General features: G+C 63.4%; 17 protein-coding genes. All 17 read right to left on the bottom strand.

Annotation, left to right across the window (positions count from 1 at the left end):
- Window positions 1–112: 112 nt before the first annotated feature.
- Window positions 113–3,190 carry a DEAD/DEAH box helicase gene (locus GU927_RS16135; RefSeq protein ID WP_161763480.1) on the bottom strand — a complete coding sequence of 1,026 codons (3,078 nt, stop codon included), beginning with the start codon at window positions 3,188–3,190 and terminating at the stop codon, window positions 113–115.
- Window positions 3,187–6,141, bottom strand: coding sequence for a DUF1156 domain-containing protein (locus GU927_RS16130; RefSeq protein ID WP_217765707.1), 2,955 nt, complete (start codon window positions 6,139–6,141; stop codon window positions 3,187–3,189). The genes GU927_RS16135 and GU927_RS16130 overlap by 4 nt, the downstream gene beginning before the upstream one ends.
- On the bottom strand, window positions 6,138–6,584 hold the full coding sequence (locus GU927_RS16125) for a DUF7680 family protein (protein ID WP_217765706.1): 447 nt from the start codon (window positions 6,582–6,584) through the stop codon (window positions 6,138–6,140). The genes GU927_RS16130 and GU927_RS16125 overlap by 4 nt, the downstream gene beginning before the upstream one ends.
- 32 nt (window positions 6,585–6,616) lie before the next feature.
- Window positions 6,617–9,676 (bottom strand): ATP-binding protein, encoded by a 3,060-nt coding sequence (locus tag GU927_RS16120; RefSeq protein ID WP_161763477.1) that lies wholly within the window; start codon window positions 9,674–9,676, stop codon window positions 6,617–6,619.
- 548 nt (window positions 9,677–10,224) lie between these two features.
- On the bottom strand, window positions 10,225–10,449 hold the full coding sequence (locus GU927_RS16115; RefSeq protein ID WP_332838508.1) for a hypothetical protein: 225 nt from the start codon (window positions 10,447–10,449) through the stop codon (window positions 10,225–10,227).
- Window positions 10,450–10,620: 171 nt separating this feature from the next.
- The gene (locus tag GU927_RS16105) at window positions 10,621–11,295 is read right to left on the bottom strand and encodes a YcbK family protein (protein WP_161763476.1); all 675 of its coding nucleotides are present in this window, start codon (window positions 11,293–11,295) and stop codon (window positions 10,621–10,623) included.
- Window positions 11,296–11,376: 81 nt separating this feature from the next.
- Window positions 11,377–11,667, bottom strand: a complete 291-nt coding sequence (locus GU927_RS16100; RefSeq protein ID WP_161763475.1) for a DUF6127 family protein — start codon at window positions 11,665–11,667, stop codon at window positions 11,377–11,379.
- On the bottom strand, window positions 11,664–12,662 hold the full coding sequence (locus tag GU927_RS16095; protein ID WP_161763474.1) for an FscB: 999 nt from the start codon (window positions 12,660–12,662) through the stop codon (window positions 11,664–11,666). The genes GU927_RS16100 and GU927_RS16095 overlap by 4 nt, the downstream gene beginning before the upstream one ends.
- Entirely contained in the window at window positions 12,659–13,525 is an 867-nt protein-coding gene (locus tag GU927_RS16090; protein ID WP_161763473.1) for a hypothetical protein, read from the bottom strand. The genes GU927_RS16095 and GU927_RS16090 overlap by 4 nt, the downstream gene beginning before the upstream one ends.
- Window positions 13,522–14,199: a DUF2793 domain-containing protein gene (locus GU927_RS16085; protein WP_161763472.1), complete on the bottom strand. Its 678-nt coding sequence runs from the start codon at window positions 14,197–14,199 to the stop codon at window positions 13,522–13,524. Before GU927_RS16085 ends, GU927_RS16090 begins: the two co-directional genes overlap by 4 nt.
- A gap of 33 nt (window positions 14,200–14,232) precedes the next feature.
- Window positions 14,233–17,367: a phage tail protein gene (locus tag GU927_RS16080; RefSeq protein ID WP_161763471.1), complete on the bottom strand. Its 3,135-nt coding sequence runs from the start codon at window positions 17,365–17,367 to the stop codon at window positions 14,233–14,235.
- Window positions 17,357–17,575: a hypothetical protein gene (locus tag GU927_RS16075; RefSeq protein WP_161763470.1), complete on the bottom strand. Its 219-nt coding sequence runs from the start codon at window positions 17,573–17,575 to the stop codon at window positions 17,357–17,359. Before GU927_RS16075 ends, GU927_RS16080 begins: the two co-directional genes overlap by 11 nt.
- A complete protein-coding gene (locus GU927_RS16070; protein WP_089905543.1) occupies window positions 17,572–17,820 on the bottom strand; it encodes a hypothetical protein in 249 nt (82 codons plus the stop codon). Before GU927_RS16070 ends, GU927_RS16075 begins: the two co-directional genes overlap by 4 nt.
- Before the next feature lie 9 nt (window positions 17,821–17,829).
- A complete protein-coding gene (locus GU927_RS16065) occupies window positions 17,830–18,690 on the bottom strand; it encodes a phage BR0599 family protein (RefSeq protein WP_161763469.1) in 861 nt (286 codons plus the stop codon).
- On the bottom strand, window positions 18,687–19,853 hold the full coding sequence (locus GU927_RS16060; RefSeq protein WP_161763468.1) for a hypothetical protein: 1,167 nt from the start codon (window positions 19,851–19,853) through the stop codon (window positions 18,687–18,689). Before GU927_RS16060 ends, GU927_RS16065 begins: the two co-directional genes overlap by 4 nt.
- Complete coding sequence (locus tag GU927_RS16055) at window positions 19,846–22,308, bottom strand: phage tail tape measure protein (RefSeq protein WP_161763467.1); 2,463 nt, start codon at window positions 22,306–22,308, stop codon at window positions 19,846–19,848. Before GU927_RS16055 ends, GU927_RS16060 begins: the two co-directional genes overlap by 8 nt.
- A complete protein-coding gene (locus tag GU927_RS16050; protein WP_161763466.1) occupies window positions 22,301–22,480 on the bottom strand; it encodes a DUF7697 family protein in 180 nt (59 codons plus the stop codon). Before GU927_RS16050 ends, GU927_RS16055 begins: the two co-directional genes overlap by 8 nt.
- Between the last annotated feature and the right edge of the window lie 29 nt (window positions 22,481–22,509).

The raw sequence follows: 22,509 nt of genomic DNA, 5'->3' as shown, positions 1-22,509 counted from the left end.
GCAATCGCCCGTCCCGCTGCACGCGATGAGAGCTCCGCGCGCCGGGCGATTGCTCAACCTACGCCGAAAGGCGTAAATCAGCTACCGGCTCCGGTCGCGGCTGGATGAAAGTTCAGTGGCAGGTCACGGTCACACGCACCGCTTGAGGCAAGAAGCCGTCCGTGAATCTGTAGTCCTTCGCGTCCAGCTTCACGGCCTCTGTGCCACGAGGAAGTAGGGCGGGCCTATCAAGAACAGCCTTCAGGTCCGACAAGTTCAGGGCTGGCTCCAAGCGTGGCGGGAAGGTGAGTTCTTCGTCAGAGAAGTCATCGAGGTCGATTGACGTTCCCTCTCCTGACGAAAGCTCAGTCTCCAGCCGCCCCAACGCTTCGTCGCGACGCGCATCATCACTGGTTGCTTTTGAAAGTACGGTTTCTTCGATTAACTTTGGCAATCTGGTCAAGATCGGCTGTAGACCACCAACGACACTCTCAAACACGGAAATCCTACTTCGCAAGGCGCGGTAGACGTCAGCCTCAACCGTATCTTCGTAGTGCAGGTTGACGATTCGAATATCGGAGAAACGCTGCCCAAGACGGTCGATGCGGCCGATCCTCTGCTCCACTCGCATCGGGTTCCACGGCATGTCGTAATTGATCAGCGCACCGCAAAACTGGAAGTTCAGACCCTCTGCCGCGGCGTCAGTGCAAACAAGGATTTCCGCACGGCCTTCCTTGAACCTGCGCTTAACCTCGTCCCTTGAAATGAGGCTCCAAGCGCGATCGGACCCTTGAACTTCTCCGCCACGACCAGAGAAGCACATCACAGAATACCCTGCAGCAACGACTTGGTCGCGCAGATAGTCCATGGTGTCTGTAAACTGCGTGAAGACCATCACCTGTGAGTAGCCAGAAGCCTTCAGTTCGCCTAAGACGTTGGAAAGATGCACGGCCTTGGTATCCGTCGGCAGCCGCCCGATCTCTTCAACTATCTCGTCGATCGTCTCGACCTCTTCAAACGCAAGCGCCCTCCGCTCGTCTTCAGATACGCTCTCCGCATCGATTTCTTCGCCTGCTTCGACTTGGTCAGCGACGTTTTCATCGATCCGCGCCTCATCTGCTGCAGAAAGCACGTCGCCAACGCCGCCCCTTCTTTTTTCCATGGTCATTCGAAGGGCGTGGAAGCTTGAAGCCAACCGGCGGCGATAGATCGTCATCACAAAGCCGACCGCATTGCGCGCTTCGGCCGCTGAGGCATTGTAAGTTTGAGAAATGTAAGTCTCGACTTGCCGGTAGAGATCCCTCTCTTCCTGAGACAAGGGGATAAACCGATCTTCGACTTGGCGGGTGGCAACGGGAGTCGAAAGCTTCCCGGCCTTAAAGTACTTCCGCAGCAGCTCGCGGGTGTGGCGCGAAACGAGCGCGCTCACCGGGGTTGCCTTCTTCAGGATCGTCAGAGCGGCGCGCCTCTCTTCCTGGGAAAGCTGACGCCTGGGGGTTGCTGCGTTGTCTCGCAGGGCTCGCAGGACCTTCTTGATCTTCAGGCTGCTTAGACCCGTTTTGCCTTGCGCCGACTCCCAAGGAATTTCCCCAAAATGCGCCTCATGCGCGCGGAAAAGTGCAGCAAGCCAATCAAGTCCGTCGTTGCTGACCGGTTCCTTCGAGACCTCTGAGAAGAATCGAACGAAGGCGTCCGAGGACCACTCCGGAGGCACTCCGAGCAGATCAAGCAGGTCCCAAAGCTCGGTAGCGTGGACCTGGAGGGGCGTTGCAGTAAGCAATACCAAGCCCTCGGTCCTTCTTTTCAGTGAACGCATAAGCTGAAGCAGCCGATTGCTGCCCTTGGCTTGTGCTGTTCCTGCTCCCTTGGTCCGAGCATGATGGGCTTCGTCAAGGATTACCAAGTCCCATGGATCGGCCGAATCCAAGATCTCTGATTGGCGTTCTCTCCGACGCGCGAGATGGCTGGACATGATCACGAACGGTTCGCGATGCCACTCGTCGCGCGACACCACCTTCTCGGCACTATGGTCGCGCGCCGGTGACCGATACCAAACCAGACGGTGTCCATCATAAATCGGCCAGTTGAGATTGAATTTCTCACGGAGTTCGATCTGCCACTGCCGACAGACGTTTTTCGGTGCAAGAACAAGGGCGCGCTTCACGCGCCCCGAAAGCCACGATTGCCGAAGCAGTAGACCTGCCTGAACCGTTTTCCCCAGACCGACCTCATCAGCAATCAGAAGCTTTGGCGGCCAATGGTCGTAAAGCCGGTGGAAGGCCCGCACCTGATGGGGCCAAGGGACGACCGCAGAGGTCGCCTCTCCTACTCGGTCGCCGCCATTTGGATCGTTCGCGGCATTCGCGATCCGCTCCCAAACCTCCTGGCGTTCCTCGTCGATCGAAAGAACTGGTGCGGCGATTGGCGCTGGTAAATCACCCTGGCCAGCGCGCTGCACAGTGCTGCGGGTCCCTTTATCCTCCCTGCCCTCGTCCTCATGCTCCTGCATCCGCTTGGGCAGTTGCTCGGGATCGGGCAGGAAGGTGAGCAGCTGCTCACGTAGCGCAGTCGGCACGTCCAGTGTGATTGCCCGCTTAGCTTGATTCGCCCAGAGCTTGGCGAAACTTGCCTCTTCCTCGTCCACACGGGGCCCATCGTTCCACGACGTGAAAGCGTTGAAGCTCTCCCAGTTCCGCGTCCAACCGTACTCGGTTTCGTTGATGCTGCCATTAAAGGCGAGCCGATCGCCGGTCTTATCCTCGATGATGCCGGTCTTCTCGTGAAAGATGCTGTCATCGCGGATAGGGCGGCGGTTCGCGTCACAAGGAACCGCAAGCTTCACGTCAAGATAGCCTCGGGCCACCATCCAAGCGACAAGTTCTAGGGCATCGACGGTGCGGGGGTCGCCCGTCAAGGGCGGCATCCTCTGGATCGTCCGCTCGACGGCATCCCGAAGGGCCTCGCCACGTTCGATCGCCTCGACGTCCTCCTCGCCCAGCGTGCAGCCCACGATTAGCCGCATCTTGCCGTTGTTGAGGACAAGCCCTTCGATGCCCCGCGCCGCCAGAGCTAGCGCGCGAGACGAGAAATAGCCCGTCAGCCGGTCATAACGCGTCGCCGATCGGAGAGCCGGAACGTAGAACAGCCGGACGAGGTCGCCATCGTCCGGCGTATACTTCAGGCGCCAAGCGGTGTCGCGCAGCAGGCTCAAACGGCCTCCTCCGCGAACAGGGACAGCTGCTGGGGTTCATCCACCTTGTCCGAGAACGCCAGGCGCCGCAGCTTCTCAAGCGCGTCGAAGTCATCGGCGGCGGACTTGGCATCGCCGGTCGCAACGTCGAATCCGACAAAGCCCCGCGATGGCGGCAGCACTTCCAGAACGGCCTCAAGCGCCGCGAGGAACTGAGGATCGTTTTCCAGCCCCGCGTCCTTCAGCAGATCCAGCGCGCCTTCCAGCGTGCGCGTCCGGCCTCGGTGGGCGGCGTGGTGGATCGCGTCAATCATCGCCCGTGAACCGTCAGCCGGGCCGAGGCCGCTTTTCGCAGCGCGGGTGGCGCTGTCCCACAGCTTGATGTCCGATCCCTTCTTCTCGCACAGACGGCCGATCAGCTGGCCCTCGAGATCAGCGCCGACGGCACGCGCTAGGCGCAGGCCTTCATCATAGCTGAAGACTGGCGCCTTAAATGCGTCCCAGGCCAGCACGAACCACGAGGTCGTCGGGTCCAGATCGGCGCGGCCCTTGGTGTGGGTCAGCTGATTCAGGCGCCATGTCTTCACTTCGCGCCGGGCGGCGTCGAGGGCGTCCTCCGGCGTCACGGCGTACGGATCGAACTCTTCCTCGAACAGCTCCGCCTGTTTCCGCCGCTTCTTGGCCAGCGGCTCGGGCCGCGGGGTGCCGCGCTTCAGTGGCCAATGGCGCGAGAACTCTTCCAGCGCTGGGCCGAAGGAGGCGAGGTAGAGGTCAACGCCACCGATCCCGGCCTTCTGGAACTCTTCCACCCGGGTGCGGACGGCCTGTGCCACCAAGGGCTCGACATCTTCCCAATAAGTCGTCTCGTCGCTCTGCTCAGCCGGGCGCGGGCGGCAGACGAGGAAGATCGTGGAGTTCGCGGCGGCCTTGTCCTTGATGTGGAGCGAGCCTTCGGCTTCGGTGTTCACGGGCCAAGAAGCCGTGATGATGAATCCGGCCTCGATAAGGCCGGTCGTCAGCGCGTCCCAGGCGCTGGTATCCTTGTGCGTGAACATCACGGTCATGATACCGTTCGGCTTCAGGACACGGCGGCATTCCGCGAAGATCGCGGCCATCTTTTCTTGATAGTCACGATTGGCGAGTGCATCCGCGCCCTTTTGCCCCTTGAAATGGGCTTTGTTCGCGACAGCCTCGGCCTGCTTATCAGTCAGGCGGCGCGTGAAGAGCTCTGGCGCAACCAAGCCCGCAGTTCTCTTAAGCCAAACGTAGAAGAAGTCCGACAGCTCGGCATACATGACGTTAGCGCCGTAAGGCGGGTCCATGACAACCGCGTCGATCGATCCGTCCTCGATATGGTCCAATGAGGTTCCGGACTTCGCACTTAGAGTAAACTCTGATTCCTTGCTTCGACGCGTCTCTTGGAACAAGGGGCCTTCCGAATAATCACCCACCCTTGTGAGGGCAATTAGCTCCTCTATACATTTCTCAACCTGATCTATGGTCCAGTCGTACTCAGCGCCCTCAACCATCATGACCATCTCCGCATAGGAAAACTTGAATGCGAAGTCGTGTCGGTCAAATGTATTAGCAGTGGCCTCTCGATTAGGAATCCAACGCGTCATGCGTGAGTTGTAATCTCGAAGCTTATCTAACGCGAAGCTCAGATACACGTATGCGCATCGACGGACATCGGACAAGCGATCATTTGCGAGGTCCTCCTCAACCATTTCCCTGAAGATGGTTGAGGCATAGCCATGGCAAAGAAGTTGCCGAGGCGAGAACATGTCACGCCAGAGCGGCATACCATATTGCCTTGGACGATCGTCATTGGTGTTGGATGGGTACTCTTCATTCGGAATTGAGTCAAACGCCTCCCATTCCGGAATTTGCTCTGCAAGAAGATCAGATAGCTGGGAAGCGTTGTCATCCGACGGCAAGGGTGCGCGATACCCTCTTTCCCACTTTGGTTTTCCAAGCTTTCCCGACTTAAGCCTCTTTTCAATCTTTCGCTTGTAAATCACAGCAAAAAGTTGATCACCCATTTCCCCATGTTGCGCCTGCTGCTTTACTTCCTGTCCATCAATCACGCGAGCGCAGTCTGGATACGGACAGGTTGCATCACCATCAGAAACAGTGCCTTCCGAATGATCTTCTGGACGATCAACTAGCTGAAAGGTGCAATACCGCTCACCATCCGCATTCTCGCCGTAATTCTGCGGGACAACTCTTACCCCCAATCCAGCAGCATTGAGCTTCCAATTAGGTGAAAGTGGAATCTTTCCAGCACAATATGGGCAAGTTATGGTTCTTGCCCAAAGATAGTTGGTTGGAAGTGAATCCTTTGTTGGCTCTTCAGGGTACAGCGACCGAATCGATGCTTCACGCCTCCTGATAAATTCTTCCGTTACAGCCTTATATTCAGGGAGAAGTTTGTCTCCATGCTTCACTGGCATGTCAATGGTGGCGGACAAAATTGTCGCGGCTACCGGATTGAGGTCGTTAGCGTAAGAAGAAAATCCGAGTCGAAGGCTTTCGAATGGAATGCTGCCTCCGCCTGCCGTTGGGTCTAGGACCGATGGCACTTTTCCTCCAACGTTCTTTAGAATGCTCTCAAGCTCTGAAGCCGTTGGTGAATATGTGAACGCCCTCTTGTAGCTATACGCTTCGCCCTCAAATCGATCGCCCGACCGCTTCGCTCGATCGATCCTTCTGCGAGACGCAATTGGATCACCGTGGATTCCAATAAGACGCAAGAATTCGTCATGATTGGTGTTTTCGGGCAGCAAGGACGCCAACACTGCCGCCCGTGCCGCTACGAGTGGCCGTCTGGCCCACCACACATGGAGGCGATTGGGAGCGGGAAAGGGCGTCATCGGTGTTCGCTCTCTGACGCCCTCTGCACCTATCTGGGCAATCGGCAACCAGCGCTCAATCAGGCGAACATCGGACATGGGCTTCTCTTCTTTCATCATTTTGCCGGATCGGTCAGCAGGATGCGCAGGGCGGTCAGCACCCGGCGCGGGTTCTTGCGGTGGACGGACATGCCCAGCCAGTAGCCCGCCTCTTCCTTGCCCATCGCCTCGATCCCATCGGCGACCAGTCGCATGTTGTCACGGTTGCGCATCGGCGCGAGGGTGCGGAACAACAGCGCCAGGCGCAGCGCCGTTTCCTCGTTCAGGGCCGATCCCATCCCCTCGATCGGCAACAGGTCCAGCCTGATCCCGCTTTCCTTCAGGCGCCGCAGCACGCGGTGTTCGGTCAGTTCCAGATTGCGCCCCCGCAACCCGGCCAGCCGGAGCGGACCCACGATCTGAGGCGTGGCAAGGGAGGGAAGCTGCCAGATCTCGATCTCGGTATCCCCGGGGCCGTGGCGCCTTGCGCGCAATTCGTACTGCGGTTGGGTTCGCGAGATCATGGAGAGGTCTTCCTTCCGGCTTGGCACGCGCATCACTTCACCTCAGCCGTTGCTTCGACATAGGCCGCCGCGCTGGCAAAACGCGTCAGCTTTTCGACGAACTTGTCCGCCGCGTCGCCATCCAGCGCGAGCCCGGCGTCGAAATCAAACGAAATACTGGCCTTCAGATCGGTCTCTTTCGCGGCGCGGAATTGGGGTTCGAGATAGTCCTTCATGGTCGACGCATCCTGCGCAGTGCCATTGAATTCGAACTCGAAGGTGCTGTCCTGGGCGGTCATGAAGCTGCCCAGAAGCTCAACTCCCCGCTTCGCCCCGGCGACCGTGTTCGCGATCGGCACCAGCTTGAAGGCATCGCCATATTCGAACAGCCGGATCACGATCCGGTCGACCTTGTCCAGCTTGGCGGTCTTGGCCTGTTCGATCACGCGGCGCAGGGCCTCCTTCAAGACGCCCTCGGCCGTGAACACCTTCGCCCCGGCAAGCTGGGTCTGCGGCCGCTCTCCCACTCTAGTCTCGGGGGAAGGCCCGACCGGCGGGAAGTCACCACCTCCTGTCGGCGTTGGCCCAGTCACAACTGCCCCACCACCCCCGACCGCCGCGGGTTGCGCCGCCGATGCTGGTGCCGGGCGCGGCCAGATACCTTTGTTCTTCGCGAATTCCATCGTGAAGATCATGGTTTCTTCGTCAATCTTGATCGTCGGGATCGGATCACCCGGCCCGGCCAGGAGATCACCGCGCTTGTAGACGTAGACGCCCTCCTCGATCCCCTTGCGCACTGCCTTGATGAACACGTCATCCGACAGAAGGATCGAAAGGGATGGGTCACGCCGGAACTCATCGCGAAGGTCGCGCGAGCTGATCTGCCCCTTTTTCAGCGGCGTCCGGTCGCGAATGTAGGACGGAGAGTCGGGCGCATCGGACGCATCTCGAACTTTGTTGTGGCTTTGCAACTGCCGAACAATCTGAAGCTGGCCAGAACCCGGCCGCTCAGATGCGTTCTGAATATCGATCACGGCATGCGCGAGCTGAATGGTTCCTGCGCCGCCAAGAGACGTACGCGACGGATAAAGAACATGCCGATAGCATTGCTGGATCGCTATGGCGGCTTCGGTTTCGGACTTCTTCTCGAGTTCCAGAACCTTGGCCTGCTGATGCTCGGCTAGCTCACGCAGCCGATCGGGCCGCTTCAGTTCTTGAAGCGCGAGGCGGCGCACAATGGCGCGCTTCATCTCATTCACCTTGGTCTCATCGGCAACCGCAAAGACCAGATTGTTCCGAAGCGACCTCAAACCGTTGCCGTCCGCTCCCTTCCGCTCGAACATCCTACCGATGATCTCGGGCACTTCGCGAAGGTCTGGACCAATTTCGAGAGCATCGTGGGACAGTAGAACCAAGCGAGGCTTCCCGTCGGAAACATCGTCCGGAACGTCCCAGGGACCGCCCGGGAAGGGCACGAGGTCGAAGGATTGGCCGCCGAAGATCGATCTTATCCGATCTGCGAGCTGCGACCGGGCTTCTCCGGGATCAATGTTCTTCTCTTCGCGTCCGATTACTTGCGTGAGATTGGCCTCAGCGTTGAAGCGCAAAGGAGCTGAGGGCCGGTCGTCCAGATAGGCCGAGTCTGCCCTGAACTTCGTGCGAGCATCATCGATGAACGCCAGATCGGAAGCCGGGTTCAGGATCGAATATCTCAAATGATCCGGCGCCAAGCCCTTGAGATCATTGTTGAACGCAAGGGTGTGAATGAAGATGGTCCGCGCGGTGTACGTGCCGTAAGGCAGCAGCCCCTTGTAATGCTTAGCATCGAGTTCCTGTGCCAATGCAGGCTTTTCAGTGGTGCCTGCAATATCGTTCAGGATTGCTGGAACGTAGGCGCCCTGCTGCAAACGGGTGGTGAACTCTCGTCGTATCGCTTCTGAACCCAGATCGACGTGATGAAGATGGATGGCGAAAGCATCTACGGGGCGAGTTGCCCAAACAGACGCCACAGTCTTTGCGAGAATCCGCAACATGCCCCTGACACGCTGGAAGCCTCCAAGCGTCGCGGTCTTGCCAGTCAATGTGTCGAGAACGTCCGGGTGGAAGGGAAAGGTGTCTGCAAACTCTGCCGCTGTCGTTGACCGCCGCGCATCCTCTGAGAGGTTGTCGCGGTTGTTGGCCCACAGAACACGATAGGCATCAATCAGCTCGGCGGCCTTTGCTTCGTCGATCTTGGCGAACAGACGACGACGAATGACCTTGGCCGTTTCATCGTCCTTGGTCGGGTTGAGGTTAGTTGCCTTTCGTCCAGATACGCTCTCAAGTTCAGCCATCGCCGACGATAGGAATTCGTTCTCGTCGGCAAATGCGTCGATCCCCTTGCCATCCGATCGGACGGCCAGGGTGTAGACGATTGCGGCTCGCGGCGAGCTCTCGATCGCGGTAAGCAGAGCCTTCAGAAAGGCGGTTAACTGATCACGGCCACCCATGCCTTGGACTCGCCGAAGGTACTCGCCAAGTTCATCCAAGACGATCAGGACGGGCTCACCGCCAAACAGCTCTTTCAGGGTGTCGGCACCTGGCGCGACGCGATCTTCATCCGATCGCTGCACAACCCGGTAACCTTCTGGGCCCGCAAGTTGATAGGCGATCTCGCCCCAAGGGGTGTGCGCGCGAACCCCGTCGCCCATGGGACGCCCATTCGACGGGTCAGCATTCTCTCCGTCGAAAGCCGCGATCCTAACCTTGCCAGCAGGGACAAGCCCCGGGTCAAGGAACTCGGCCGTATTGGTCACACCCTTCATGCCATTTGCGGCATGAATTAAAGCGATCAAGCCATGTGTTTTACCACCACCATAGGAAGTATCTAGACGGAATACGGACGATACACTATCGCCGCGCCCCGAGAGCCTTCCGCAAACGTTAGCTAGAAGCTCACGCAAGCCCTCAGTTGGGAAAGTATTCGTAAAAAAGGTCGGGGCGTCCGCGTAATCCGGCGGTGCTGTGCGGTTCAAGACATTGGCAAGGTTCGCAGCATAATCACTTTCTGTAACGGAGCCGTTGGCCACGTCATCGCGAGGAATGCAAATATCGAATATGGTTGGAAGCGACATTCCCTAGCCTATCCTATTCTTTCTCACTCGCAGCAGCACTACGCCTGCCGAAATTCATTCTTTTTCAGCCACTCAGTTATGGCCTCGTTCGCAATAGCCGACGCAGATGACTCGCGGTCAACCGCAGCCTTCTTTAAGCTCTTGATTACATTGGCTTCCAGATGAAGAAGCATTTGCCTCTTTTCTCCGTCCGACGCCTTTTGTGGCCTTGAGCTGGACTGACCTGCCATCGGCTGAGCGCTCCCTGATAGCAACCTATCACAACACTAGCCGGAAACACTCGTCCCCACAACGCTTTAGAGCCTTCCGCTTCAAGGGATCTGAACACTCTGAAGCCAGTTCGATCTCAATCCCAAACACTCGGGGCAGTGCTCCACCTTGCAGGGCGAGGTATCGCGACGCGAGACGGGAATGGCCCGACCTGCCATCATCGATCTGCAGCGAATGCCTGCCACTCGTGGACAGCGTGAGTCAGTGAACCGGGCCGGGCTATGCGCCGTGGTTGAGGCGTCTGGCGCTTCCTCGGGGGTGTCGCTCGGCATCGGGTTTCAGCGGCACGCCCGCGCCTGATCGCGCAGGACAGCATAGTCGACAAGCATCTGGACGATGACCGCACCTTCCGGCAGCGCTTCGACCTCGTCTGCCGCGCGGGCCTGTTCAGCAGTGGTGTAGTCGACCACGGGCAGGCAGAGCGCGCGGGTGTTAGAACCGACCGTCGCGCAACCTGTCAGCCAGAGCATCGCGATCGCGAGGGCGGCGGGCGGCGGCTTCAAGCATCTGACGATGGATGGCATCGTTTCTTTCTCTGGCATCAAGTAGTTCGGTGGCGCGCCCAGCGCGTTCACCGGCACGGCGGAGGTTAAGGAGGAACAGCAGGATCGCTGTGATGGCGAGGATCAGGCCCAGCGCCTTTCGCGCCGGGCCATGGGTGAGTAGCCAGCCGATCACCGCTGGCCCCGCTTCCAGTCGTCCAGTCTTGCGTGGATGGTGACCGCGATGCCGATCAGCGCGATGGCGATCAGCACCCAGCGCAGCGTGTCGAGATAGGGCACCAGCGGCTGGATCGTGGACTGGGTTTCGATGAGAATGCCCTGCAGCACCTCGACCCCGGCCGCGCCGACCGTGGCAGCACCGGCCGCCCCGCCACCGCGCAGTGTGCGGCTTTCCGAGAGGACCTCGCGCGCAGGCGGCATTTCCGGCGCGAAGGGCACAGGCCGCACCGGGAAGGGATCGCCCCAAGATCGGGCAGGCCCGAGGTCGATGTGCATGAAGCCGGATCGAGGGTAGTAGCCGAAGCCGAGGAACCCGACCGCTCGCGCTGCCGCCTCGAATGCCACCGGATCATGGTTCGCCATGGCGATGTCGAAGGCGGTGCCTTGCATGTGCTTCGAGGCCGGGGCTCCGCCGACAGCGCGGTTGTGTTCCGGGCTGCGATAGGCGGAGCGGACGATCAGCGGTTTGCCCAGCCGGTCGCGCAGGGCCTGCAGCTTGTCCATCGCCTCGGTGTTGATCCTGATCGCGCCGGTGCCTCGGCAGGCAATCTCGGTCGGCGAAAAGCTGGGCCAGCCCCACGCCTTCTCGGGAACCTCGCGCCAGGTGGGGAAAGACAGGGTCGGCATGGTGGATCCTCCAAATGGAAAAACCCGCCGAGGGGCGGGCCGGGTGGTCGTGTTGGTGGTGAAACGGGCAGTGTCGCCCCGTCAGGGCCCGCTGCCGAAGATCTTCAGCTTCAGCGCTATCCCCGCCAGAAGCGCCAGGATGACGCCGGTGGTGATCAGATGAACCGCACTCTGGACGGCCGTACGGCGGACAAAGCGGATGGCATCGAGCAGCGCGCGCAGGTCGCGGATGTCGAGGGCGGCTTCCTTGCCGTCGAGGCCGACATCGGCCAGCGCGCGCTTCGCCCCCTCTTCTGCTGCCCGCGCGAGGAGTTCTTCGAACTCGGCATCCGGCATCCGGACATGGCCATCTCCGGAACGTCGCGGGCTCATGCGGAGAGGATCCCGACTTCGGCAGGCAGGGTCACGCTGGTCCAGGCGCTGCCGTCGGCCGGATTCAGCGCCCAAGTGGAATAGACCGACCGCGGCATGAGGGACGGGACGGTGACCGGGGCCGCATCATGATTGACCCCACCCATCCGCAGGAACCCCGCAGCCGCCTGCGGCCCAACCGTCCCTGCCTGCGCGACCTGCTTCACATGAACACCGGCGATTGCTGCAACTGCCGCAGGCCCGGTCGGCCCGGTCAATGAGAAGGACAGCCGCTGCCCGGCCACGTTGCTGGACACCCGCGTGCCGACATCCTCGTCCTTCAGCGCATCGATGCTGCCCGCCATCTGGCTGAAGGTCGCAATGGCATTGGGCGTGCGCCGCACGAACCGCCGCCCGATGGTCGACACGCCATCCAGCACCGCGAAATGCGCATAGTACCAGGTGCGGGTGACGCTGGTGCCGTGCAGCCCTACATTCGGGAAGACGATCTGCACCGGCTTGCCCTTGCCTTGTGTATTGGCGGCGGTGGCCGCGCTGTGCAGAACGCCATCGACATAGAACTCGATAGTGATGCTGGCTCCCACCGCCACGCGCACGTCGATCCATTGCGGCTGGCCATTTGGGGGCGTGTAGCTCGAATTGCCCTGCACGCTCGTGTCGCCGCGTGCGACAGCGTGGTAGCGATCCGTGCTGGCCACCGGCTGGATCTGCGCGACGCGGACCTGGTTCGCGTCGAAGAACTCGATGAAACTGGCATTGGCCTCGGTGATGAGGTCGGCATCCCCGTTGGGCGGCACGTAGCGGAAGCCGAGCCAGAGATCGCCCGCGGGCGCCACAAATCCGAGGGAGAACGGCATGGCATAGCTGCGCGAGGCGATGAAGCGGATGCCATTCACGTCGAGGTTGGCATCGAAGCCAATGGCGGTCGTGTTCAGAAGCCCGGAGATGCCCGAGACGTCGGTCGGCTGGTGGCCGAGATGCAGGATATAGCTCATGGCAGTTCCACTTCGATGTAGAGGTTGGCTTGGGTCCAGGTGGCGCCGCGACCTCCGCCCTGTTCGAGAAAGAGCGAGGCATCTGCGGCGGTGCGATGCTGCCCGCCACCCCGGCTGATCCAGAGGGAGGCACCCGCGATGCTGAGGCCTCGATCCCAGCCGATCTCGAGGAAAGCCGCAGCGTCGAAGAAGCGCAGATCGGGATCGAGATAGCCCAATGCCGTCACGCCCGGGGGCACCGGATAGCTGAACTGGGAGGGCAACGAGCGGATCGTGCCGCCGTCGCCGGGGTTGCGCCCCTGGACCTGCGGATAGAATCCGGGACTTCCGCCCGCCGTCCAAGTCGCCGCCGCACTGACCGGGTCATCGCGCCAGATCCCGTTCTTGCCGATCCAGAGGCGGCCGAGGGCCGGGTCGAGGACGAACATCAGCACATCATTCGCGCCGAAGGTGGGCAGACCGGTTAGGCGCTGTTCGGCGGTTGCAGTGGCCGAGGACCAAAGCGCGCCGGTGCCACGCCAGCCGATCGAGCCCAGCGTGATCGGGTTCAGGCCGACATTGAACTCCTCGCGCTGCGCGGCCGAGACGACGCCCATGTAGCCGTCGAAGGTGGCGGCACCCGGGGCGCAGAGGACTTCCCAATAGCGTCGCCCGTCCGTGGGGAGGATCGCCTTGGCAGTCGGCACCCAGCGCATGTAGTTGCTGCCGCCCGAGGTGTTCACGGCAGTCTGGTTGCCATCCGAAAGGGTATAGCCCGAGGGGCGTCGGGTGGTGTCGAGCTGCCAGATCGCGCCGATATCGACCGGGGGCCCGGTATCCCCGCCTTGGGCAAGAATGGCGCCGCGCATCATCAGGAGGCTCATGCGACGGCTCCCACCAGCGCACCCTGGATGATCCAGGCATCGGCGCCGCGCTTCATGAGGGCGGCACCGGACCATTGGCCGTCGAGGGCGACCGAACCGCCCGGGACACCGTTCAGCGACACACCCGCCGCAGCTGCCACCGTCGCGACCCCGGCGCCAACCTGCGTGATGTTAATCAGCGCGCCGAGCTCGAAGGAAACGGTGGCCTCGGGTGGAATGGTCACGGTGACGGCCGAGGAACCGGTCGTCTCGAGAATGCTGCCCAGATCGACCGTTTCCAGTGTGTGGCTGGTGGCGGTGAGCGTGCGGATGCGCACGATGCCGGGGCGCGGAATCTCGACCCATGATCCGGCCGTGAACCGTACATGTCGGGCCTCGTCGGCGATCCAGACCTGCCAGCCTTCTTGCGGGGGCAGATAGACCCAAGCCGCAGCCCCGGCTAGCGACTGGTCCCAGAGTGCGAGCGCATTGGCATTGGCGCCTGCCGTGGCGGGCACGATGGCGATCTGGCCCGCGGTGCCGGTGGCAGGAAGTGCTGCAGTCCGTGACGTGGCGCGCGGCTGAACCAGCGCAGACACACGTCGCAGGTCTTCGCTAAGACTGGTGCCCCAGTTGCGCTGGCCAGGATCATAGAAGGCGCGCAGCCCCAATCCCGGCATGATCCGTTCCGGCATGCTCGTCCTCGTTAGTTATTGTGAATTCCGGGGTCAGGTGCCCCAGAGGAACCCCCAGCCGCGGTCCCATCCGGCGGCAAACGGTGCCGTCAGCCGAAACCACCGCGCCTCGCGATCCGTGACCCAGCTTCCCTCGACCAGACGCCGCGAGCGGACGGCCAGTTCGATCTCGGCCGTGCGATCCGGGGCGCCGAGCTCAGGAATGGCTTCAGGTGCGAGGGACCAGCTGGCAGCAGTGCCTGCATCGATCACCACGCCCGCGGGCAGGATGGCCACACCGGTGTCCGGGTCTACCCAGCGCACCTCGACGATGTAGCTGACCCCCGGTTCGGGCCCTATCGAGGCGCCGGTGTGATCGACGATCACAGGGCTGGTCTGGGTCAGCCGGTCACGATGGGCCCAGGTCAGGGCGAGAGGACCGGTGACGAGCGCATCGACATTGGGGGCGTAGGTGCCATTCCCTTGCACACGGCCGGGCGGCAGGGGGCGGATGCCACGGCGGTCGAGGGTCACGGCATCTTCTGGCGCCAGCGCGAATGCCAGTGTGCCGCGTCCGGTCTCAGGGAGAAGCCGGGCCCCCAGCGTCTCGCCTGCAGCCCAGCTGTCTTCGGTGATCCGTGCCACATCGTCGAAGAAGATGATCGGCGAGCCAGCCGCATGCGCGCGAGGGACCGTGTCGAGGCATCCCCGGCCGACGGTGACGCTGCTCGGCGTGATCCCATCCACGCGGACCAGTTCGCCATCGATGCTGGCGAGCGTGCCGATCTCGACTTCGCCAATGTCGCGCCAGCCAGTCACCGGGATCACCCGTGCCTCCGGGCTGTCCGTCACGTCTGTGGCCAGCAGTGCCGTCGGAGCGAAAGCGACTACCCCCTCCTGTGTTGGTCCAGTTCCGGGATCGATCCAGAGCTGGGCCGCCAGGGCATCGGCGCTCGGGCGCTCGCCTGTGGCGACCAGTGCGCCTGCGTCCGGGTCCTCGGCAAGGCGGCGGTCGGCCTCGCTGTGGCCAAGCTCGCGGACGAGAAGCCAGTACGGAGCTTCCTCGACCATGCGGCGGGCCAGTGCCCGCGGCGGGGCTGCGACACCGATGCCCGTGGGCATGCGCCCGCCCGCGATGGCCGTGGCGCCCAGCGCGAAGACATCCTCGGCAATCTTCAGCCGGATGCCGTTGTCGCGGCCGTCGCCCTGTCCGATCTCGGAAATCCGCATCGCGACGTCATCCAGCCCCAGCCGCGTCGAACGCAGCCGGATCACATCGCCAGGCCCGAGGTCCGCGCCTTCGCGGTTGACGACGATCTCTCCAGTCAGAAGCGGTGCCGACAAGGCACGCAGATCGCGTTCGGCCACGCGCACGGCGAGCCCCTGATAGCGGATGCCGGGATAGTCGAGCGTGGTGGCCAGCACCTCGCCCATCGCCTGGACACGGGCCGTGTCGGTGACCGAAACCGCTCCGGTGTCGTCGGTCCAGGCATCGGTGAACCGCACCGTGACGCTGTTTACCAGATCGGATGGCGAGCGGCGGCCAAGACGCCCCCAGTCCACGACATTGGTCTCATCGAACAGGGGCAGCGTTGCGGGTGAGTAATCCGCGCGGATCAGCTTCATCTCCCAGAGTCCGGTGCGCCTGTCGATGAAGAGCGTGGCGTCGATATGGTCGAGGACGCGGGCGATGAACTCCTCAATGGAGGAGTCCTGTTGCCAGATCAGCGAGAGGCCGAAGCCCTCGGTATAAAGCGCATCCGCGGCGGTGGTGAAACTCGCCCCGATCTCGACCGAGGAATATCCCAGACCCCAGTCCCGGTTGGTCAGGCATTCGCGGATGATGTGCGCCGGGTTCATGTCCGGGCCGTTGCCAAAGGCGCCGCGCAGGGAGGCGACCAGTGCTTGCGGGTTGCCGGGTGGGATCACCGGCACGCCATCGACAGGGGTGTTGTCGATCTGGGCGGTGTAGGACGTGTTCGCGAGCGAGATGTTGAAGCCGAAGATGTCGGCGGGCGGCAGGGTGCGGATGATCGCCAGCGCCGCATCGACCGAGGAGACGGGCGATGGCTCACCATCGGTCACGAAGATGACGATCCGGCGTTTGGACCCACCACCCGCGAAGAAGGCATTTGCTTCCGCGAAGGCCGTGTTGAAGCTCGTGCCTCCGTTGGTGAAGTTCGAGAGCCCCAGCATCCAGGCCTCGAGCGCGGCATAATCGTCAGGGCCCGTGTTGCGCCGTTCGATGGACCCGGCGACTGCCGCGTTCCAGAGGACGATGCGGATATCGTTCGGCCGGTCGGGATCCACGCCCGCCGCGATCTCGCGGATCAGCGCCGCGACGCCCGCCTTCTGGGCCGACATGCGGGTTCCGGACATTGAGCCCGAAACGTCGAGCGCGATGTAGATCGCCGCATCCGAGATATTGGCCTCCGGCACGATGGCCGCCTTCTCGGGATACCATTGCGCCGCGCCTGCCTCGCCGGTCAGCACGCGGGTGACCCGCACCGCCCATGGCTTCAGATACGGGTTGATGCCGAGATAGACCTGCCGCAGCACGAGGCTGCAGAGGCCGCGATAAGCAGGTACGTCCCCGCCCATGCGCGCGGTGAGGTAGTCGTTCAGCCCTTGGCCTGGCCCGCCCATCAGTACATCGACATCGCCGCGGATGCCACCTTCGCGGCTCTCGCCGCCGAAGAGGTCGGGTTTGTCGATACGGATGCGGCCGCCACCTGCGCCGGTATTGCTGGCGCCGGTCGTGGCCTCGAACACCTCGACCGATTGCGCCGGGAAGCTCAGCGCCTCGGGCAGGACCGTCCAGCGCGTGACGTTGGTCGCGGCATCGAAGGTGACGGCTTGCAGGGTGATGGTCTGGCTCGACCCGTTGGCGAGGGCCAGGCGGTAATCGCGTCCGATGCGCACCCCAGCACGGGTACCGGGGAAGCTGATGGTTGCGCCGCTGTCGCCTGCCAGCGCCGCGGTGGCGGCCATCCCTGCGACAGTGCCGATGCGCGTCTCGACCGCCGCGCCCCCGCCTCCGGTGGAGCCCCCACCGGTCGTGACGGACCATGCGGTGCGACGGTCGACGAGGATCTCGCGGATGGCGTCGACCGGCCCGTGACAGAGCGCCAGATGCACGCCCAGCGAGTAGCGATAGCCGACGGTTTGGGCCTTGCTCCTACCGCCCATCGCTGGCCTCCGGCATCATCGCCGCACGTGCTTCGGCCTGCAGGATCACCGGTTCCACCAAGGCGTCGCCCGTGGCGCGGAGCGTCTCGACGTCGATGCCGCCGTCGAGAAACGCCTGCCAGTCCAGCCCATGCCGCCGAAACCATGGCCGCACGCCCGCGAGGCAGTAGCGTGCTGCACGCAGGTCCTGGATCGTCACGCGGGTCACTTCTTGCCGCCTTTCTTCTTGATGGGATCGACCTTCAGGTCTCCGGCCCAGACGACATTCGGGCCGGTGATCAGAACCGTGCCGAAGACGACCGGGATCGGACGTCCTTCTTCAGCCGTCGGCAGCGTGAAATCGTCGAGCCCCGCAGCCTGCGGCTTCTCGACCTTGGGCCGCGGGCTCAGCGCATAGGAAATCGCAGAGAGCACGAGCCCGAGAACGAGCCGCGCGATGAAGGTCCAGACCATGGATAATGCTCAGACGATTGAACTGCCGCCGAAGGGGTTGCGGCCGGGGATCTCGGGGAAGCCGCCGAAGTTCGCGAGGTTGCCGAACTTGGCCGCACAGGTCGCCGCGCGCAGGTCACAGCCTGGGGCGATATCAGCTACCACGGGGAGCGGATCGCCAGTCTCGGGGTCGAGCTCGGGTGCGGCCAGCGCTGCTCCCACCTCAGGCATCGGCCGAGATAGCGTGAGGGTCGTCCCGACATGGCCAGTGATGAACCCAAGTTGGACCCCAAACCTCAGCACCCCACCGCGAAACCAACCATCGGGCTGGCCACCTGCCTCTGGGACTGTCAGGGAATTGCCCGAGGCGGCCGTCACGGTTCCGGTCTGCCAATGGAAGCTGATATCGAGCCCACAGCCGCGCCCGTAGAGCGCGTGGCGGCAGAGGCGCTGGTACTTTGCGCGCACACCTGCCCGGCGGAGCGTGCTGAAGACGGATTCGCAGTTCAGAAGGATTTGGACGCCCTCGACCTCGGCCCCGACCACGCGGCCCTTCCAATGCGCCACGGTCTCACCCAGCACCTGCTCGTGGCCGCGGAAGATGGTCAGCGTCACTGGCGTGTTGCCCAAGGGCGCGAGGAACCGGCGTGCGAAAGGATGCGAGGTCGGCCAGGTCAGTTCCAGCCGCCCGCGCTCGATCTCGCTCGTCTGCACGACATCACCATGGGAGATGGCGGCGGCTTCCCAGCTGATTGTGTCGCCCTCGCTGGCTGCACTGGTCCAATCCATGGCCCGGCTGGTGAAGCGCCAGACCTGATCGCCTTCGACGAACTGGTACAGGTAGTAGGGGCGGCCCTCGGCGGTCGAGGACTCGATGGTGGTGTAGGTCATTCCGGAACCTCCACGACAGGCAGGGTCACCTCACTTGCTACAGCCCCGTGCCGGATCTCGATCCGATCCGCATCCGACCGCACCAGTGTCAGGAAATGCACCTTCGTCCCGAAGGCCACCGGCTCGCCGAGACTGGACGACAGCGTCAGCCGATGATCCGCACCCTCCACCACAGCCGCGGTGATCGTCCGGAAGCGCAACCCGCTTGGCATCTCGAGCAGGATCGCGCGCCCGACATAGGCCGCCAGGTCCGTGATGGGCACGACGCGCATCAGCGTGGATCCCGAGGTCATGGCCGCGCGCAGCTGCAGCTCGCGCCCCCAGGATGGCAACCAGAAGCTGGATTGCCTGCCGCGCAGCGACCACAGCCAGCGACGCAGTGCCCAACGCTCCGCCGCGCCCTGCGCCTTCAGGGTAATCGCCTCGCCCCTCTCGAACAGATCCCGCAGTAGTTCGACCACGACCGGCCCGAAGCCATTGTCGACGTATTCGACGGCGCGGCGCAGGCTGGCAGTGATCGGCGAACGGGTCAGGCTCGGGTCGGTCTGGACCGGACGGCCGAGATAGGTCGGCATGACCGGTTCTGACAGATCGGGAGCATCGCGCAGCAGGAAGGTAGCCGTGACCATGCCGTCATTCTGGCGGCGACGGGCGATCTCGACCGGGGCAGTCAGTAGGCCGGAACGGACGGGTGCAACGGTGATGCGCGTTGCAGCTACTGTTGCTGCAAGCAGCTGTGCGCCAAGTGGTTCCACCAGGATCAGCCGATCCGCCTCGACGTCAGCGATCTCCGCAAGAGATGCCTCGCGGCCATCCACCGCGATAGCCACAGCATCCCCCGCCCGGAAATCCGCCGCCGTGGTGTCGACGGCAATCTCGGTCGCTCCTTGCGCCACGTCCGCTGTGGGCTGCAGAGCCATGTGCCACAGCGGGACAGACCACTCCTCTGCGAACCCCGCGCGCACCAGCTCCGCCGCCCGCGCCATGCCCAGCGCGTCGCAGCGATGCTGGAAGGTGACGATCTCCCGCGGGGTGGAGCGGAGCGCGATGCGCTGTTCGCCCGCGCGGGACTGCAACACATCCGTGCGCCATTCCAGAACCTCGGTGATTTCCAGCGCAGCCGCAAAGGGCCAGAGGGGTTGCTGGCCATCCGGTTCATGCATTGATGGCACCCCGATTGCGGCGGATGACGTTAAGGATGGCCCGCTCGCCCGAAGGCGTGGCGAGATAGTCGCCGACCACAGACGGGTCGAGCACATTGATGATGCGCGTCGACATCGAAGATGCAGCAGCCGGGCCATCACCATTCATCTCCACCCCGAGCCTTCCGCCCTTGCCACGACGGAGGGGCAGGATGGCCTCGGGCCCGGCCTCGCCCATGAGGCCGACGCCTTTGGCGAAGGGAAACACAGTCGGCCGGTTCACCACACCACCCCGGGCGAAGGCCGTCAGTTCCGCGCCACCCGCAAAGACCCCACCCTTGGCAAAGCCGAAGAGGCCGCCGAAGAACCCGCCTCCGCCCGAGAAGGCATTGATCAAGGCGTTCTCGATCGGCTTGAAGGCCAGATCGATCAGCCGGGTCGCGAGATTCTGCGCGATCCGCGAAATCGCCCCGGCAAATGTCTCCCAGGTGAACTCGCCCGAGGTCAGGGCTTCCTTGATGGGTCCGGTGATGTCCTGCGCGAGACCCTGGGCGATCTCGCGGGACTTCTCCTGCGCCTTGCGAACAGCATCGGCCGTGGCCTCCCAGGCATTCTTTGCCGCGTCCGCCCCCTCACGCAGCGCGTTGCCTGCACCACGCCCCGAACTGCCAGCGGCGTCCGCGGCGTCGCCCGCCCCCTGCAGGGCGGTACCAAGGCCGGTCGCGGCCGTGCGTGCGTCCTCGAGCCCAGCCGCTGCTTCGGTACTGGACGCCGAGACGGCCTCTCGCAACGCGGCCAGGGATTGCAGAGGCGCCGTGGCGGCGGTCGCGACCTCACCCATCATGTCGCGCAGACGCGCCGCCTCCCCACGCGCCGCCTCGGCTGCTGCCGTCAGGCCCAGATCGGGCGGCGCGATAGGATCGCTGTTGAAGGCCGCCTCAAAGGCCGCGCGCGCCTCCGCACCGGCATTGGCCGCAGCCCCCGCAAACGGGTTCTCGATCCCGCCAAGCTCGATGGTCCCGATCAGCGGCACGCGTTTCTCGATGCCCAGCACATCGAGACCGGCATTGATCCCTTCGAGGAATCCGTCGATCCGTGCCGCTACGCCGTTCAGCATGGCCTCGACCCCGCCAATCAGCGCGTTGGCCGCGCCATAGGCGAACTCGCCGATGGTCGCAGGCAGGGCCGACCAGAGCACCTTCACCGCCTCTATTGCCCCTTGGAACGTGTTCAGCGTCGCATTGCCGAACCCCACCACCGCCTCGAGCCCGGTTTGCAAGGCGGCGGCGATACCCGCGCTGATCTCGGCCCAGCCCGCCGTGATCGAGAGGCCCAGTGCCACCATGCCAAGCTTCATTCGATCCCAGACCTCGCGAGCCACGTCGCCCAGAAGGCCCAGCGCGGCGCCAACGCTGCCGGTGCCTTGCACCAGCCGCCCGAACTGGAAAATCAACTCGCCCACGCCGACGATCAGCGCCCCGATGCCGGTGCGGATCAGCGCGCCGCGCAGGACGACAAGCGCGGTCGCGAGACCCCGGACCGAAAGTGCCGCCGCGGCTAGCCCCGCGACCCAGCGGCCCGCCATGACGCCCACAACGGCCGCGGCATAGGACGCCATGCGCCCCAGGTTCTCGCCCAGCGCATCGAGCGCCGTCCGAAGCGCGCCGCCTTCGGAGGCCAGCGCCACGAAGGCTTCGGAAAGCCAGGTGACGGCAGGTGCTACGGCGACGGCGATCTGGTTGCGGATCCCGTCAAAGACCATGCCGAGACTGCCCAGCGCAATCTGGGTCTGGCGCAGCGAGGACAGTGCCTCGCCGTCGAGGATCGCACCGACGGAACGCGCCTGATCGCCGAAGCGGGTCATCTCAGCCCCGCCATCGCGCAGGAGCGGCAGTAGGCGCGTGGCGTCTGAGGCCATGGCCTCGAGATAGAAGGTCATCTCCTGCTGGCTGAGCCCCGCCTTCTCGAGCGAGGTCACGTAGAGCTGCAGCGCTTCTGGCCCCGAGAGGCGGGCGAACTCTTCGGCCGTGACGCCCACACGCGGGGCGATCTGTTCGAAGAAATCCTTCATCGGCCCGCCACCGGTCTGCAGGAAATCCCCGACCCGGTCGTTCACGTCCTTCAGGATATCGGCCAGCTTCTCCTGCTCGACCCCAACCGTGCGTGCTCCGGCCGCCCAGCGCTGGAAGCTCTCGGGCGTGGCATTGGCAACTTGCGCGAACTGCCGGATCTGGTCGGCGCTCTGGGCCGCATTGCGCACGATGATGCCAAGCCCTGCCGTCGCGGCAGAGGCCGCCGCAGCCATAGCGATCCCGGCACGGCGCGCGAAGGCAGCAAGCCGGGTGTTCGCGGCCTCCATCTCACGCGACAGACGGCCGAAGCCGCGCGTCCCTGCCTCGCCGATCCCTTCTAGCTCGGCGCGCACCTGGCGGCCGCCGACGGCCGCGAGGCGGACAGAGACCCGTTTCTCAGCCATCGCGGCGACCTTCTCTCTCTTCGTTCAACCTGCGAACCATCACGGCTTCGATCACCGGCAGCAGTTCGACGACGGCGCGCGGGGAAATGCCCAAGGCAGACGCCATGGCTAGTGCTGCCGTCATGTCCCAGCCGAGGACGGCGCCGGGGATTGCGCGGATCTGCCCACCCATGCGCTGCGCCAGATCCCAGACCTGCCAGC

It is taken from the genome of Paragemmobacter amnigenus (genome assembly GCF_009908265.2).
GTDB lineage: Bacteria > Pseudomonadota > Alphaproteobacteria > Rhodobacterales > Rhodobacteraceae > Paragemmobacter > Paragemmobacter amnigenus.
Note: the sequence above shows the minus strand (reverse complement) of the source record. Positions and strands in the feature narration are given on the sequence as shown.